Consider the following 15,169-nt stretch of genomic DNA (forward strand, 5'->3'; position numbering starts at 1 on the left):
GTTTCTTTTATTTTACACTTTTTATTCTGATTAATATGCGAATCAATTATACTACTCAAGGTACATGCAGTAAACTGATTGAAGTGGAAGTAGAAAATGGTGTAGTACAGGAGGTACATTTCATTGGAGGATGTAATGGCAATCTGCAAGGCATCAGTGCTTTGGTAAAAGGAATGACGGTAGAGGATGTGATTAGTCGTCTGGAGGGAATCCGCTGCGGAGGTCGCCCTACTTCGTGTCCTGATCAGCTTTGTAAAGCATTGCACATGCTCGAAAAGTAATATTCTTTTGGCCATATACAGGTTTTGATAAGTCCCGAAGAAGTATAGCTGTGATTATAAGCCAAGATATTTTAACGAGTGTAGTTTGGAGTGACGTTATTTATTGCTTATCTTTAAGAAATAACCTTACACTCTTTTTACAATGGGAACCTTAGGCTGTATCAACGATATGCTTCGTCGGGACAAAGAGAACCGTGAACTCCGTAAGGTAAGCAAGGAGCGCTTGCATACCATACACCAACGTCTGCTGTCGGTAAAAGAAGCCTCACCTTTACCTGATATCACTTCCGAAGATTTATCGGAAATTATGCATCAGACTCAAATCCGGGAGTCTGCAGAAAGGAAGCATTTCTTCCGTTTTACTTTGATTTTCCTCGGTGCTATTTTACTGGTCATACTACTTCTTGCTGCATTTATTCTTCTAATTGTTTGAAGGGAAGTCTGTATATATTCCCGAAGGTTTCTTATCTTTGTGTTCAGCTAATTTACACAGAAAGATATGGAGCAAGATCCCCGATTATTAGTTTATAAGGCCTCGGCAGGTTCTGGAAAGACCTTTACGCTGGCTATACAATTCATAACTCAACTCATACAAGATCCTCACGCTTATCGCAAAATATTGGCCGTAACCTTTACCAACAAAGCTACTACGGAAATGAAAGACCGTATTTTAAGTCAGCTGTACGGTATTGCTACAAAAGACAAAGGTTCGGATAATTATTTGCAGGAAATCGTTCGCCGTACTTCGAAGACCGAAGCAGAAGTGAGACAGGCGGCAGATGAAGCCTTGCACTATATTATTCACGATTATAGCCGCTTCCGCATCGAAACCATCGACTCTTTTTTCCAGTCGGTTATGCGTAATCTGGCCCGCGAACTGGAGTTGGGTGCCAATCTTTCGGTAGAACTGAATAATGCGGAAGTGCTGAGTGATGCGGTAGATACTCTTATCGAAAAGTTGGATCGCCGTTCACCGGTATTGTATTGGCTTTTAGAGTATATTGAAGAGCGAATAGCCGATGACAAGCGTTGGAATGTATCGGGAGAAATCAAGAATTTTGGTCGGAACATCTTCGATGAAGAATACCTGGAGAAAGGAAAAGGACTCCGTAAAAAATTGGCCGACCCTCAGTTCATTCCTCATTACCGCAAGCAGTTACAGGACCTTCGCGAAGAAGCGTTAGAACAGATGAAAGGATTCAGCGAACAGTTCATTGGTTTGCTGGAAGCAAACGGCCTGAGTCCGGCCGATCTGAAGAATGGTTCGAGAGGGATAGGAAGTTACTTTAACAAGCTTTCGAACGGATATCTGGCGAATGATATTCGCAATGCTACGGTAGAAAAATGTCTTGAAAGCGAGGATAACTGGACAACCAAAACATCTTCTTATCGGGATACTATCCGTTCACTTGCTGCGAATGAACTGATTCCTCTATTGGGAGAAGCAGAAAAATTCCGTGTTCGCAACAATCTGATAGTCAATTCCTGTGATCTTTCGCTCCGCCATCTCAATAATCTTCGTCTGCTGGCTCATATCGACGATGAAGTACGCTTGCAGAATCAGGAACACAATCGTTTTTTGCTCTCGGATACCAACAATCTGTTGCATAGCCTGATTCGGGAGGGAGATGCTTCGTTTGTATACGAGAAAATAGGAACCACTATCGATACGGTGATGATTGATGAGTTTCAGGATACTTCACGTATGCAATGGGAAAACTTCCGTCTGCTTTTACAGGAAAGTTTGTCGAAGAAGGAGGGGAGTTTGATTGTGGGCGATATCAAACAAAGTATTTATCGTTGGCGAAGCGGTGACTGGCGTATCTTGGCGAATTTGGATAAAGACCCGGCTTTTCGTACCCAGGAATGTACACTTGCTACCAATTGGCGTAGCGAAGCCAACATCATCCGTTTTAATAACGAATTATTTACAGCAGCCTGCCAGGTGCTGAACGACCGCTATGAGGAAGAATCGGGAGAGCCTTGTACCCAACTGATGAATGCGTATAGCGATGTCTGCCAGCAAACTGCCAAGAAAGCCGAAGAAGGATACATCAAAATCAGTTTTCTGGCTGATAGCAAGGAGCATCCTTATGCAGACCGTATGCTGGAAGAACTGGCCCGTGAAGTGGACACATTGGTAGGACAAGGGGTGCAAGTAAACGATATTGCCATTCTGGTGAGAAAGAACAAAGCTATTCCAGCTGTAGCCGATTATTTTGATAAATATACTCCGTATCGTATTGTATCCGACGAAGCCTTTCGTCTGGATGCCTCACTTGCTGTATGCATGATGATTGATGCCTTGCGCTATCTCGTTACTCCCGACGACCGTATTGCTCAAGCGCGTCTGGCGGTATCCTATCAGCAGGAAGTATTGCATAAATCAGTCGACCTGAATACTGTCCTGCTTAACCGGATTGAAGATTATCTTCCGGCAGGATTTATGTTACAAATCGCTGTATTACGACTTATGCCTCTTTACGAACTGCTGGAGAAACTCTTCCTCCTTTTCAATTTGCAAGAGATAAAAGATCAGGGAGCTTATCTCTGTGCTTTCTATGATGCGGTAACCGATTATCTGCAGAACAATTCTTCGGAACTGACGGCATTTATTGCGCATTGGGATGAAAAATTGCACGAGAAAACCATTCCTTCCGGAGAAATTGACGGTATCCGTATTCTTTCTATCCACAAATCGAAGGGATTGGAATATCATACGGTACTGATTCCATTCTGTGACTGGAAGATGGAGAACGAAACCAACAATCATCTTATCTGGTGTTCGGTAGCCGGTACAGGCGATGAAACCGATCTTCCTCCTTTCAACGAGCTTGATCTTGTTCCGGTAAACTATTCGGCAAATATGGCAGAATCCATTTACAGGAACAGTTACCGGGAAGAACGTTTGCAACTTTGGGTAGACAACCTGAATCTGCTTTACGTAGCATTTACACGTGCTTGTAAAAACCTTATCATCTGGGGAAAAGCCAATCAGCGTGGAACGGTATCCGGACTTCTTTCCGAAGCATTGCCTCAGGTATCGCTTTTTTCTTCCTCTGCTGCTACATCTGCTGGAGAAGAAGAGGATGATTCTTCCATAGAAGGAGAGGAAATCTATGAATATGGTACACTTTGCCTGTCGGATACTTCGAAGAAAAAAACTACGTCTGCCAACCGTCTGACTACCGAAGCCGAAGCCCTTCCCATCACTATCGAATCTTTGGAAACAGAAGTGGAGTTCAAACAATCCAACCGTTCAGCCGATTTCATACGAGGCGATGAAGAAGAAGACAAGGAAAGCCGTTACATTCGTCAGGGACAATTGTTGCATCACCTTTTTGCTTCTATCGGGCAGGAGAGCGATCTTCCGCAAGCCATTGAACGACTTCGTTTCGAAGGCATTATCGAATCGGCAGAACAGGAAGAGCAAATCCGTAAACTGGCTGCATGGGCTTTGCATAATCCGCGTGTCAGAGAATGGTACAACGGTGAGTGGAAACTATACAACGAATGTGCCATTATCTATACCGATGCTGACGGAAAGGTACAGACCCGTCGTCCGGACCGTGTTATGATGAAGAAAGACAAGGTTGTAGTCATTGATTTCAAGTTTGGTAAGAAAAAAGATATTTACAATCGTCAGGTGCGCGAATATATGGACTTGCTTATTTCTATGGGATATACCCATGTGGAAGGCTATTTATGGTATGTATTTGCCAACGAACTGGAAGCCATCTGATAAAGAAAAGTATAAAAAGAACGGAATGCGTATGGAAACTTTTTTACAGCAAGTAGCACACGATTTATATCAGAAGACCGGTGGTGATTTTACAGATGTAGCCGTGGTCTTTCCCAATAAGCGTGCCGGATTGTTCTTTGACGAATATCTGGCCAAGGAAGCCGACCGTCCTCTTTGGTCGCCTTCTTATGTCAGTATCAGCGAACTTTTCCGCCAGTCGTCCGACTGGACCGTGGGCGATCCGGTAAAACTGGTATGCGATTTATATAAAATCTTCCGAGAGGTGACGGGTAGCAAGGAAACGCTGGACGAATTTTATTTCTGGGGAGAAATGCTGATTGGCGATTTCGATGATGCCGACAAGAACCTGGTGGACACGAAGGCCCTGTTCAGTAACCTGAAAGATCTGAATGCTTTGATGGATGATTACGATTTTCTTGAAGAAGGACAGAAAGAGGCCATCAGTCAGTTCTTCAAGAATTTCTCTATCAATCAGGTAACGGAGCTTAAACAACGCTTTATTTCCCTTTGGGATGTGCTGGGCGATATCTATACGCAGTATAGGGCATTGTTGGCCGGTCAGAAATTGGCATACGAAGGAATGCTCTATCGTCGTGTAATCGATGAATTAGATATTGAACAGCTTTCTTACAAAAAATATGTATTTGTGGGATTCAACGTCTTGAACAAAGTAGAGCACCGTCTGTTCGAAAAGTTGAATGCTGCAGGAAAAGCTTGGTTCTACTGGGATTACGATGTATTCTATTTGAATAAAACTCCGCATGAAGCAGGAGAATTTATCCGTCGCAATCTTCGTGATTTTCCTTCAGAGTTGCCGGCTTCCTTCTTCGACCATCTGAATCATCCTAAAGAGGTAACCTTCATCGAGTCGCCTACAGAGAACGGTCAGGTACGTTATCTGCCTCAGTGGATTCGGGAAAATCTTACCGAACAGGAAAAAGAAACCGCTGTAGTATTGTGCAACGAAGCCTTGTTGCAGCCTGTGCTGCATGCTTTGCCAGACAATATTCGTCACATCAACATTACGATGGGATTTCCTTTGTCGCAGACTCCGGCATATAGTTTCATCAATTCGCTGATGGAGCTTCATGTGGCAGGATACAATGCAACCAATGGCAGATACCGTTTTGCCGAAGTCCTCAGTCTGTTGCGCCACTCGTATACCCGGCAATTGTCTGCTATGGCAGAGGAACTTGAAAAGACTTTGATTCATGACAATCGTTTTTATCCACTTCCTTCGGAGCTGAAGAAAGATGCAGTACTGGAACTGCTGTTCGAACCTCAGACAACCAATTTAGGTTTGTGTACACTCTTGGGAGAGGCTTTGAAGCAAGTAGCGGCATTATACAACAAGCAGGGAAGTGGGGCAGGAGCGGCCTTCGATCAGTTGTATCGCGAATCATTGTTCAAAGCTTACACGTTGGTCAATCGTTTCCATACCTTAGTAGAAAGTGGTGAACTAACCGTTCAATTTCCTACACTAAAACGTTTGCTTACTCGTGTATTGGCTACGGCTAGCATTCCTTTCCATGGCGAACCAGCTATCGGTATGCAGGTAATGGGGGTATTGGAAACCCGTAACCTCGATTTTCGTCATCTGGTATTGCTTTCTGTCAACGAAGGACAGCTTCCCAAATCAGGAGGCGATTCGTCTTTCATTCCCTACAACTTGAGAAAAGCCTTTGGTATGACTACCATCGAACACAAGATTGCGGTTTATGCTTACTATTTCTATCGTATGATACAGCGTGCCGAAAAAGTAACCATGATGTATAATACTGCTACCGATGGCATTAACCGCGGAGAATTGTCGCGTTTCATGCTCCAGTTCCTTATCGAGTGGGGGTATACCGTAAAACGTGCCCATCTGGAAGCAGCACAGTCGCCTCAAGGTTCTCAGCCTATTGTGGTAGAAAAGACACCGGAAGTCATGAAACGTATGCAGAGCTTGTTCGATGTTCGGGTCAATCCCAAGGCCGTACTTTCTCCTTCTGCTTTGAATTACTATTTGGATTGTCCTCTAAAGTTTTATTATCGTGCCGTAGCCAGACTCTCCTTGCCTGATGAAGTAACCGGTGAAATCGATTCGGCTACGTTTGGAACCATTTTCCACGATGCGGCAGAGCATATTTACAAAGATTTGACTACGCACGGAAAGGTGATAAACAAAGATGCTATCGAGGCTCTGCTGAAAGATGAAATCCGTGTGCAGAATTATGTAGATGATGCGTTTAAACGCCTTTTCTTTCATGTAAAACCCGATGAAAAGCCGGAATACAACGGAGTACAGCTCATTAATTCTGCCGTTATCGTAAAATACATTCGCCAGTTGTTGCGAAACGACCTGCGCCATGCTCCGTTTACTTTTGTAGCATCGGAATATCCGGTCTTCGAACCTACAGAAATACAGACTCCAAAAGGAATAATCCGTTCGCGTATTGGAGGAATTATCGACCGTATGGATGCCAAAGATAATGTTTTGCGTATTGTAGACTACAAGACAGGGGGAGATGCAGATATTCCTGCTAATGTAGAGTCACTTTTCGTACCCGACAAGAAACGCTCTAATTACATCTTCCAGACTTTTCTTTATGCTTCACTCATTTGTAAGCAGTTGCGTGAAAAGAACGATTCCCGTAAAGTAGCACCGGCTCTGCTCTATATACACCGTGCTGCTTCTGCCGATTATTCTCCGATAGTACGTATGGGAGAACCGCGTAAGAGCAAAGAAGAAGTAACCGACTTTGCACAACATGAAGAAGAATTCAGAGGAAGATTAAAAGAACTGTTGGAAGAAATCTTCCATCCGGATATTCCTTTCCGTCAGACCGAAATACCGGAAAAATGTTTGTATTGTGATTATAAGGATTTGTGTAAGAAGTAACTTCTACCAATCATCTTACATGTTATAAGGTGTGCGATTACACTTTATAATATGTAAGATGATATTTTTTCTCTCTTGAATTTGTCTTTCTTTTAATAGCTCTTTTTTTTTCCGTGGGACTTTTATATATGGTATATGTACTAAAAAACGCGACTATTCACGTGAGCTAACGTGACTAATCGCGTTGGCTTACGTGAATAGTCACGTTAGCTCACGTGAATAGTCGCGTAAACCGATGTACGGGTAAGGTAAAACTCATGGTTCTCTTTAAAGGAAAATAATAGTCCTAAATATGAAAATCCCGATGTTAAATAGTCGTCTCTTAAAAAGCAGATGAGGATATATATACAAAATAAGCCGGACTGCAATGCCCGGCTTATTCTATAAATATCATCAAAATTATTTATTGTACTTCTTCAATAATTCATCAGCAACGGTGTCACCCAGTTCTTTAGCTTTCTGCAAATTGGCTATACCTTCTTTAGTGTTTTTCTGCTGTACTTGGCAATAACCTAACATACGGTAAGCCGGTGCATTTTTCGGATCGAGAGAAAGAGCCGTACGAAGTGCCTTCATTGCTTCTTCTGCCTGATTGACACGCAAATGTACGCCTCCCTTTTCAATCCACAAATCTACGTTCTTGGGTTCAAGTTCTACAGCCTTGTTGATATCGTTGATGGCCTGCTGATACATACGGCACTGCATTTCTGCCTGTTCACGTATCAGATAAAATTCAGCAGAAACCTGTCCCATCATGGCATCGTAGAAGTGATTGTAGTCGATTACGGCTTCGCGGTATTTCTTCAGTTCGTTCTTCATACGGGCACGCTCGTACAGATAAGGAGCTGCATCCTTGCCATAAGGTTCGTTGAATCGGGCTACAGCACTATCCATTAATGCAATGACTTCATTCTTGTCTACATCTTTAATCAGTTCTTTCGTTTTCGCAGCTGCATAGAATGTGGCAGCCGATGCCATAGAAGATTGGTTTACCTTTTCATAACTTGCGTAAGCTTCGGCATATTTTTGCATAGCGAAATAGATATCGCCCTGTACCTGGTAATACACGCCCTCCTGTGCTATTTCAAGAGCTTTGTTGATTTCTTCTAAAGCACGTTCGTATGTCCAACTGGCATAAGCTTGTGCTCCGTTCAGATTAATCTGATAGTTATAAAGCAACTTGGCAATGTTGAAATGAGCTTCATCAGGCTTGGAGGCTACCTCCAGCATGTGTTCTAAATCTTGTGTTGCCAAAGCATTGTGGGTATCATCACGATATTCCATATACAAAGCTGCACGACGCTGATACCCTTCCATATTGCGAGGATACTGTGTAATAAAGTCGTTCAGCAACTCCAGATATTGCTCCCGATTAAGCTGAGAAGACATCATATATAAGTAAACCAGAGCTTGTGATTCGTCTTCAGGCAATCCTTTCTTGATACCTATGGAATTTAAAGTATAATCGTTGCCGGAAAGTGCATTGATGCTGAGTGAAGAAACATAACTGATACCTACGGCATAGCTTACTTTGCTTTCTGCATCGGCATTTTTCTGGATAAGTCCTAAGACTTCTCCTTCAGCATTCATTATGGGACAGCTTACAGTTTTATCACCAGTCTGCATCTGTATGGTATAATAATATGCATTGTTTCCGATGGTGTCTACCTTTTCTACACTTCCGCTCTGTCCGTTGACTGCTTTCTGGGTAGAATAGGGAAGAAGATATACAGTAGCTCCTTGAGGCACTGCCTGTGAAGCAGGTTGAAGTGCTACAGTCTTTTTATCTGTTTCGGTCTTGAACTTGACCACATCGTAAAGATCGTTTGCTCCCATAATGCATTTTACCGGGAGTTCCTTGCCATCGGCTGTAACCACTACGGCATGATGAGCACCTTTAAACAAGGTGTAATCGGATACAGCTGTTCCGCTTTCATCGATGTAAAAACCATTTCCTGTGTTCAGAATCTTATTGTCTTTATTATAAGTAACAACAGAGAAAACAGCTTTCTTTGCCTTATTGGCCCATTTGGGCAGACTTTGGGCAAACATCGTCTGGAAGCAGAATCCTCCGATAAGAAGAAGATATATCTTTTTCATGGTGAATAGTTGTAAAATATTACTGTGCTTCGTTATCAAATCCACGCTGTTTTACAGCTTCATAAATCAGAATACCTGCAGCAACCGATACATTCAGTGATTCGATTGAACCGAACAATGGGATCTTAATCCATTCGTCGCACAAAGCCAGATGTTCGTAAGGCACGCCAGTATCTTCAGCTCCCATAATAATACAGGTAGGGTCTTTATATTCGGCTTTTGTATAGTCGTAATCTCCTTTTTCGGTAGCAGCTACAATCTTGAATCCGCTTTCTTTCAGGAATTTGATAGTATTAGTCAAATTGTTTTCGCGACATACAGGAATAGTATGTAGTGCTCCTGCCGAAGTCTTGATGGCATCGGCATTTACGCTGACACTATTTTTAGAAGGAATGATGATGGCATCTACTCCGGCGCATTCGCATGTACGTGCAATGGCTCCGAAGTTTCTCACATCGGTCAGTCCGTCCAACATGATAAGCAGAGGATTCTTACCCTGTTCGAACAGGAAAGGAACAATATCTTCTGTGCGCTGATAAGTAATAGGAGAGATAAAAGCTACTACTCCCTGATGGTTTTTCTTGGTAATGCGGTTGATGCGTTCTACCGGCACACGCTGTACAGGAATAAAAGTTTCTTTCAGTACAGCAAAGAGTTCTTTCGACAGGTCGCTCTGAATATCTTTCTTCACAAGTACCTTGTCTATTTCTTTTCCGGCCTGTATAGCCTCAATGACGGCTCTAACGCCAAATATCATTTCATTTTTTTCTATCATATCTTCCTGTTAAAGTTATTTCTAATTAAATCCTAAAAGTGCCCGCGCATTATTAAGAGCTGCTTCTGTAAGGGTAGAGCCACTTAGCATATTGGCTATTTCGCGAACACGTTCTTCACGGGTAAGCAAACGGATGTGGCTGTTCGTACCGGTTTCCGTATCTTCTTTATATACCTTGTAATGTGCGATACCACGGGCAGCAATTTGCGGCAAATGGGTAATGCTGATTACCTGACGGTTCTGCTTTCCCATATCCTGCATAATGAGTGCCATCTTTTCGGCGATGGAACCAGATACACCTGTGTCAATTTCATCGAAAATGATGGTGGGGAGTTTCACAGCACCGGCAATCATTGCTTTTAATGAAAGCATGACACGGGCAATTTCTCCACCCGATGCAATGGATGCTACATTCTGAAGTGTCCCGTTTTTGTTGGCCGAGAAGAGGAAAGTTACACTATCCATTCCTTTGGCATCCGGCTCTTTGCGTGTAGTCATTTCTACAGCAAAACGGACATTAGGCATACCCAATGGAATAAGTAATGCTTGCATTTGTTCTTCAATCTGACGAGCCGAACGACTACGGCATTCGGTAAGGACGGCAGCTTGTGCCAGCACTTGTGCGTACAAGTCTTCTTTCCGCTTATTCAGTTTGACAATGGTTTCATCAAAAGAGGTAATGGTGTTCAACTGATTGCGATATTTGTCTGTCAGTTCAATCAATGCTTCTACTGAATCTACCCGGTGTTTCTGCTGCAGATTGTAAATGAGATTCAACCGTTCGTTTACGAAATCCAATCGGGCTGGGTTAAATTCAATTTCCTCTTGAGCACCGGATATTTCACGGGAGATGTCTTTCAGTTCGATGTAGCAACTGTTCAGCCGTTCTCCCCATTCTTGTGACGGGGTATATACCCGCGATACACTCTGGAGTGTCTGCATCGCTTCCTTAACTAAGGACAGACTTCCGCTTTCATCACCGTCTATCAGTTGACTGGCTTTATAAAGTCCTGCCTTTATATCTTCTGCGTGACTTAGAGTTTCCGCTTCCTGTTCCAAAGAAGTTTGCTCATCTTCTTTCAGGTCGGCATCTTCTAACTGTTCAAGTTGGAAACGGATATAATCTTCGTCCTGGCGGCTTTTCTCAGCTTGAGCAATAAATTCTTCAAGTTCTCGGCTTACCTGTTTATAGTCAGTATACAGTCGGTGATAGTCGGAAAGCTCTTTATCATCTTGTGCCAATATATCGAGAATATTCAACTGAAACCCTTCTTTATTGAGCAACAAATTCTGGTGTTGGCTATGTACATCTATCAATCGTTCGCCCAACACTTTCATTTGTGCAAGAGAAGCCGGTGTATCGTTGATGAAAGCACGGCTTTTTCCATTGGCCGACAATTCCCGGCGAATGATACACTCTTCCGGTTCATATTCAATTTCGTTCTCCTCAAAGAATGCTTCCATGTCGTAAGTGGCAATACGGAATTTGGCTTCTACCACACATTTGGAAGCCCCGTTTTTGATTGCTTTCACATCGGCACGTTGTCCAAGCAGCAGCCCGATGGCTCCTAATATAATAGACTTTCCCGCACCGGTCTCGCCTGTAATAACAGAGAAACCGGAAGTAAAATCGATGTCGAGCCGATCGATTAAAGCATAATTTTGTATATGAATAGATTGTAACATAGTCAGTATATCTGTTTATCTGAATAGCGACACCAGTTTGTCTACAATGTCTTTGGCAACTTCTTTTTTCGGTTTAAGTGAATAGGAGGTAATGCCTTGAGCATCGATAATAGAGATCTTATTAGTATCGCAACGAAAACCGGCACCAGCATCGTTCAGTGAGTTCATTACAATGAAATCAAGATTCTTACGTTCCAGTTTTGATTGAGCATGAGCAATTTCATCGTTTGTTTCAAGAGCAAAACCGACAAGGCGCTGATTTTCTGTTTTCATCTTACCCAGTTCGGATGCAATATCGTGTGTAGGTTTCAGACGGATTACCAGATCATCCTCTCCACGCTTGATTTTCTGATTGCTACATTCTTCGGGGGTGAAATCGGCTACAGCAGCACACAAAATACCTGCATCAGCAGACGAAAAAGAAGAGATTGCTGCCTGATGCATCTGCGCAGCACTTTCTACACTGATGCGATGAATATTAGGATGTACTGGATTCAAGCCGACAGGGCCACTGATCAATGTAACTTCAGCTCCTCTCTCTGCGCACTCTTCAGCCAGTGCATATCCCATCTTTCCCGATGAGTAATTGCCGATAAAACGTACCGGGTCAATCTTTTCGTAAGTTGGTCCTGCTGTAATGACCACCTTTCGTCCCAGCAGATCCTGACGCGAAGCAAAGAATTGTTCTAATATTTCAATTATCTTTTCAGGCTCTTCCATACGACCTTTTCCAATCAGATGGCTAGCCAGTTCGCCTGCTGCAGGCTCGATAATATGATTACCATATGAACGGAGAATGTCTAGATTGTGCTGGGTGGAAGGATGAGCAAACATATCGAGATCCATTGCCGGAGCTACGAATACAGGTGCTTTCATCGACAGGTATGTAGTGACAAGCATATTGTCGGCAATACCATGTGCCATCTTTCCGATGGTAGAAGCTGTAGCTGGAGCAACAATCATGGCATCAGCCCATAATCCCAAGTCTACATGGCTGTGCCATGTTCCATCACGCTGTGAAAAGAATTCACTGATGACCGGTTTGCTGGTTAGGGCAGACAGGGTAATAGGAGTGATAAACTCTTTACCTGCCGGAGTAATGACAATCTGTACTTCCGCACCTTTTTTAATTAGCCCTCTTGTCAGGACAGCAGCTTTATAGGCCGCAATACTACCTGTGATACCTAATACTATTTTCTTTCCTTTCATCATATTATTTGGTCAGACCGTTTTCACGTAATCTGATTTTTGTCAGAACATTTTTTGTATTCAGGGTAAAGTCTCCATTCATTATCCAGCCGTAATATCCCGGATCACGCAACAAAACTTCACTTACCGGTATACCTTTGTATTTCCCAAAATTGAATACTTCCACTCCCTTATCATCGTACACTATGCGTCCGGCAAAGTCTACATTTTTGCTGTAAGTAGAATATTCAGACAAAAAATTGATATCGTTTTCCAATACTTCAGGATAATGGTCGAGCTGTGCCTTCAAAACTTCATAAGTGGCACGTGTATCGGCTTCAGCAGTATGAGCGTCTTCTAAGTTCTTGCCGCAATAAAACTTATAGGCAGCCGAAAGAGTACGCTGCTCAAGTTTATGGTAGATAACCTGTACGTCGACAAATTTACGCTTGGTAAGATCGATATCAATACCAGCACGGAGAAACTCTTCTACCAGTACCGGTACATCAAAACGATTGGAATTGAAACCGGCGATATCAGCTCCCTCAATGTCTTTAGCAATGTCTTTGGCCACTTCCTTGAAAGTAGGGCAGTCTACTACATCGGCATCGAAAATACCATGTACAGCAGACGATGCTTCCGGAATATGCATTTCCGGATTGATACGCAATGTCTTTGCTTCTTCATTTCCGTTAGGATATACTTTCAGATAGCAGATTTCAACAATGCGATCGGTGTTTATATTTGTTCCGGTAGTTTCCAAATCGAAAAATACCAGAGGATTCTTTAAGTTCAGTTTCATCTTTAAAATTTTTCAAATCTCCGAATTATTAATCATTCAGCATCATAGGCATCAGCAACATCAGCAAGTCTTCATTTTCATCCTGTTCCTCCGGTACGATAACTCCTGCACGTGAAGGATCGGCCAACTCGATAATGACATTCTGAGAAGAAATATTGTTCAGTATATCAATCAGGAATGACGATTTGAAGCCAATGCTCATTGCGCTACCGTCGTACTGGCTGATAATTGTTTCTTCTGCCGAAGTTGAGAAGTCGATATCCTGTGCCGAAATCTTCATTAAGTTGGCAGAAAGACTTAACTTAATCAAACTGCTTGCTTGAGAAGAGAAGACAGAAACACGACGCAATGCACTGATAAATGCAGCACGGTCGATGATAGCCTTGTGCGGATTGTTTTGCGGAATCACTGAATTGTAGTTAGGGTAACGTCCTTCAATGAGACGACATACCATGCGATAGTTTTCCAATGTAAAAGTAGCGTTACGGTCGTCGAATCCAATCTGTACATCGCCCTGTTCTTTAGGAAGCAGGTTTTTCAGTAAGTTGGCTGGTTTTTTAGGAAGAATAAAAGCAGCTTTTTCTGTACCCTGCACCGCAAAAGTCTTACAACGAACCAACTTATGCCCATCGGATGCGACCAAAGTGATGTCTTCGGTAGTGATATCGAAATAAATACCGTTCATTACTGGGCGGAGTTCATCATCAGCAGTAGCAAAAATACTGCGATTAACCCCTGCCATAAGTACATCAGCTCCCATTGTTACCTGTACAGCATTAGCACCCAGCTCTTGTGCCTGCGGATATTCGTCGGCACTCTGCCCCATCAGACTATATTTACCGTTCTGATATTGCACATTGATTTCCAAGTTGCTCATATCAACCTGGAAAGTCAGAGGCTGTTCGGGAATTTCCTTCAGAGCTTCCAGCAATGTCTTTGAAGAAACGGCAAAGCGTCCATCCTCTTCGTATTCATTGACTTCGATTGAAGTAGAAAGAGTCGTTTCGTTATCAGATGCAGTCATAGACAAAGTTCCGTCCTGCAGCTCAAGCAGAAAACAATCCAATATTGGCAATGAGTTTTTAGAGTTGATTACACGACTGATAGCCTGCAAGTGGCTGAATAATGCGGTACTTGAAACAATAAACTTCATAGTGTTTTTATATTTATAATATTTAATTCGGAATCCGTTATTTAACTGCCAAAGTTACGAAAAGATTATATAAGCGGCGCAAAAAGCTTTTAAAAAATTAGTGTACTTCTTAGGAAAAGCTTAATTTCGTGACCGAATTAAAATATATTTAGACAATGGAATTAGCAGGAAAAGTGATCGCTGTTCTCGAACCGAGAGGAGGAGTTTCCAAAAACGGTAATGAATGGAAAGTACAAGAGTATGTAATTGAAACGCACGACCAGTATCCGCGCAGAATGTGTTTTGATGTGTTTGGTGCTGATAAAATACAGCAGTTTAATATTCAGATTGGCGAAGAGCTGAATGTTTCTTTTGATATTGATGCCCGTGAGTGGCAGGGACGCTGGTTCAACAGTATCCGTGCATGGAAAGTAGAACGTGTAGGAGTAGCTCCTCAAGTTCCGCCAATGGATGCACCTTTCCCTCCAATGAATGCGGCTCCAGTAGATTTTGCAGCAACTGACGAAAAGGACGATCTGCCGTTCTAATAAAATCAGT

At 42.7% G+C, this 15,169-nt stretch carries 11 protein-coding genes; 5 read left to right on the forward strand and 6 right to left on the reverse strand.

Features of this window, described 5'->3' with window-relative positions:
• Positions 1-35: 35 nt before the first annotated feature.
• From WKU26_RS08905 to WKU26_RS08920, 4 genes are all read left to right on the forward strand, one after another.
• Positions 36-281 (forward strand): TIGR03905 family TSCPD domain-containing protein, encoded by a 246-nt coding sequence (locus tag WKU26_RS08905; protein ID WP_340321717.1) that lies wholly within the window; start codon positions 36-38, stop codon positions 279-281.
• A 142-nt stretch (positions 282-423) separates the two neighbouring features.
• Entirely contained in the window at positions 424-714 is a 291-nt protein-coding gene (locus tag WKU26_RS08910) for a hypothetical protein (RefSeq protein WP_340321718.1), read from the forward strand.
• 66 nt (positions 715-780) lie between these two features.
• Positions 781-4,023 carry a UvrD-helicase domain-containing protein gene (locus WKU26_RS08915; RefSeq protein ID WP_340321719.1) on the forward strand — a complete coding sequence of 1,081 codons (3,243 nt, stop codon included), beginning with the start codon at positions 781-783 and terminating at the stop codon, positions 4,021-4,023.
• 31 nt (positions 4,024-4,054) lie between these two features.
• A complete protein-coding gene (locus WKU26_RS08920) occupies positions 4,055-6,928 on the forward strand; it encodes a PD-(D/E)XK nuclease family protein (protein WP_340321720.1) in 2,874 nt (957 codons plus the stop codon).
• Positions 6,929-7,327: 399 nt separating this feature from the next.
• On the opposite strand, the gene WKU26_RS08925 is transcribed toward WKU26_RS08920, so the two are convergent.
• The 6 genes from WKU26_RS08925 to dnaN are packed head-to-tail and all read right to left on the reverse strand — an operon-like array spanning position 7,328 to position 14,632.
• Positions 7,328-9,028 (reverse strand): tetratricopeptide repeat protein, encoded by a 1,701-nt coding sequence (locus WKU26_RS08925; RefSeq protein ID WP_340321721.1) that lies wholly within the window; start codon positions 9,026-9,028, stop codon positions 7,328-7,330.
• A 19-nt stretch (positions 9,029-9,047) separates the two neighbouring features.
• The gene (rlmB, locus tag WKU26_RS08930) at positions 9,048-9,803 is read right to left on the reverse strand and encodes a 23S rRNA (guanosine(2251)-2'-O)-methyltransferase RlmB (protein ID WP_178266444.1); all 756 of its coding nucleotides are present in this window, start codon (positions 9,801-9,803) and stop codon (positions 9,048-9,050) included.
• A gap of 21 nt (positions 9,804-9,824) precedes the next feature.
• Entirely contained in the window at positions 9,825-11,489 is a 1,665-nt protein-coding gene (gene recN / locus WKU26_RS08935; protein ID WP_340321722.1) for a DNA repair protein RecN, read from the reverse strand.
• A 15-nt stretch (positions 11,490-11,504) separates the two neighbouring features.
• Positions 11,505-12,698 (reverse strand): bifunctional phosphopantothenoylcysteine decarboxylase/phosphopantothenate--cysteine ligase CoaBC, encoded by a 1,194-nt coding sequence (coaBC, locus tag WKU26_RS08940; protein WP_340321742.1) that lies wholly within the window; start codon positions 12,696-12,698, stop codon positions 11,505-11,507.
• 4 nt (positions 12,699-12,702) lie between these two features.
• The gene (locus WKU26_RS08945; RefSeq protein WP_338158761.1) at positions 12,703-13,479 is read right to left on the reverse strand and encodes an exonuclease domain-containing protein; all 777 of its coding nucleotides are present in this window, start codon (positions 13,477-13,479) and stop codon (positions 12,703-12,705) included.
• Between the two features lie 28 nt (positions 13,480-13,507).
• The gene (dnaN, locus tag WKU26_RS08950) at positions 13,508-14,632 is read right to left on the reverse strand and encodes a DNA polymerase III subunit beta (protein WP_340321723.1); all 1,125 of its coding nucleotides are present in this window, start codon (positions 14,630-14,632) and stop codon (positions 13,508-13,510) included.
• A gap of 155 nt (positions 14,633-14,787) precedes the next feature.
• Between dnaN and WKU26_RS08955 the strand changes: the two genes are divergently transcribed.
• Positions 14,788-15,159: a DUF3127 domain-containing protein gene (locus tag WKU26_RS08955; RefSeq protein ID WP_178266440.1), complete on the forward strand. Its 372-nt coding sequence runs from the start codon at positions 14,788-14,790 to the stop codon at positions 15,157-15,159.
• Positions 15,160-15,169 lie beyond the last annotated feature (10 nt).

It is taken from the genome of Phocaeicola sp. HCN-40430 (assembly GCF_037890285.1).
In the GTDB taxonomy this organism is placed as follows: domain Bacteria; phylum Bacteroidota; class Bacteroidia; order Bacteroidales; family Bacteroidaceae; genus Phocaeicola; species Phocaeicola acetigenes.

Coding starts and splice junctions, on each gene's coding strand:
- coaBC (WP_340321742.1), bottom strand. CDS start 12,698: ATGAAAGGAAAGAAAATAGTATTAGGTATCACAGGTAGTATTGCGGCC.
- WKU26_RS08925 (WP_340321721.1), bottom strand. CDS start 9,028: ATGAAAAAGATATATCTTCTTCTTATCGGAGGATTCTGCTTCCAGACG.
- WKU26_RS08915 (WP_340321719.1), top strand. CDS start 781: ATGGAGCAAGATCCCCGATTATTAGTTTATAAGGCCTCGGCAGGTTCT.
- WKU26_RS08910 (WP_340321718.1), top strand. CDS start 424: ATGGGAACCTTAGGCTGTATCAACGATATGCTTCGTCGGGACAAAGAG.
- WKU26_RS08905 (WP_340321717.1), top strand. CDS start 36: ATGCGAATCAATTATACTACTCAAGGTACATGCAGTAAACTGATTGAA.
- recN (WP_340321722.1), bottom strand. CDS start 11,489: ATGTTACAATCTATTCATATACAAAATTATGCTTTAATCGATCGGCTC.
- WKU26_RS08920 (WP_340321720.1), top strand. CDS start 4,055: ATGGAAACTTTTTTACAGCAAGTAGCACACGATTTATATCAGAAGACC.
- WKU26_RS08945 (WP_338158761.1), bottom strand. CDS start 13,479: ATGAAACTGAACTTAAAGAATCCTCTGGTATTTTTCGATTTGGAAACT.
- rlmB (WP_178266444.1), bottom strand. CDS start 9,803: ATGATAGAAAAAAATGAAATGATATTTGGCGTTAGAGCCGTCATTGAG.
- dnaN (WP_340321723.1), bottom strand. CDS start 14,632: ATGAAGTTTATTGTTTCAAGTACCGCATTATTCAGCCACTTGCAGGCT.
- WKU26_RS08955 (WP_178266440.1), top strand. CDS start 14,788: ATGGAATTAGCAGGAAAAGTGATCGCTGTTCTCGAACCGAGAGGAGGA.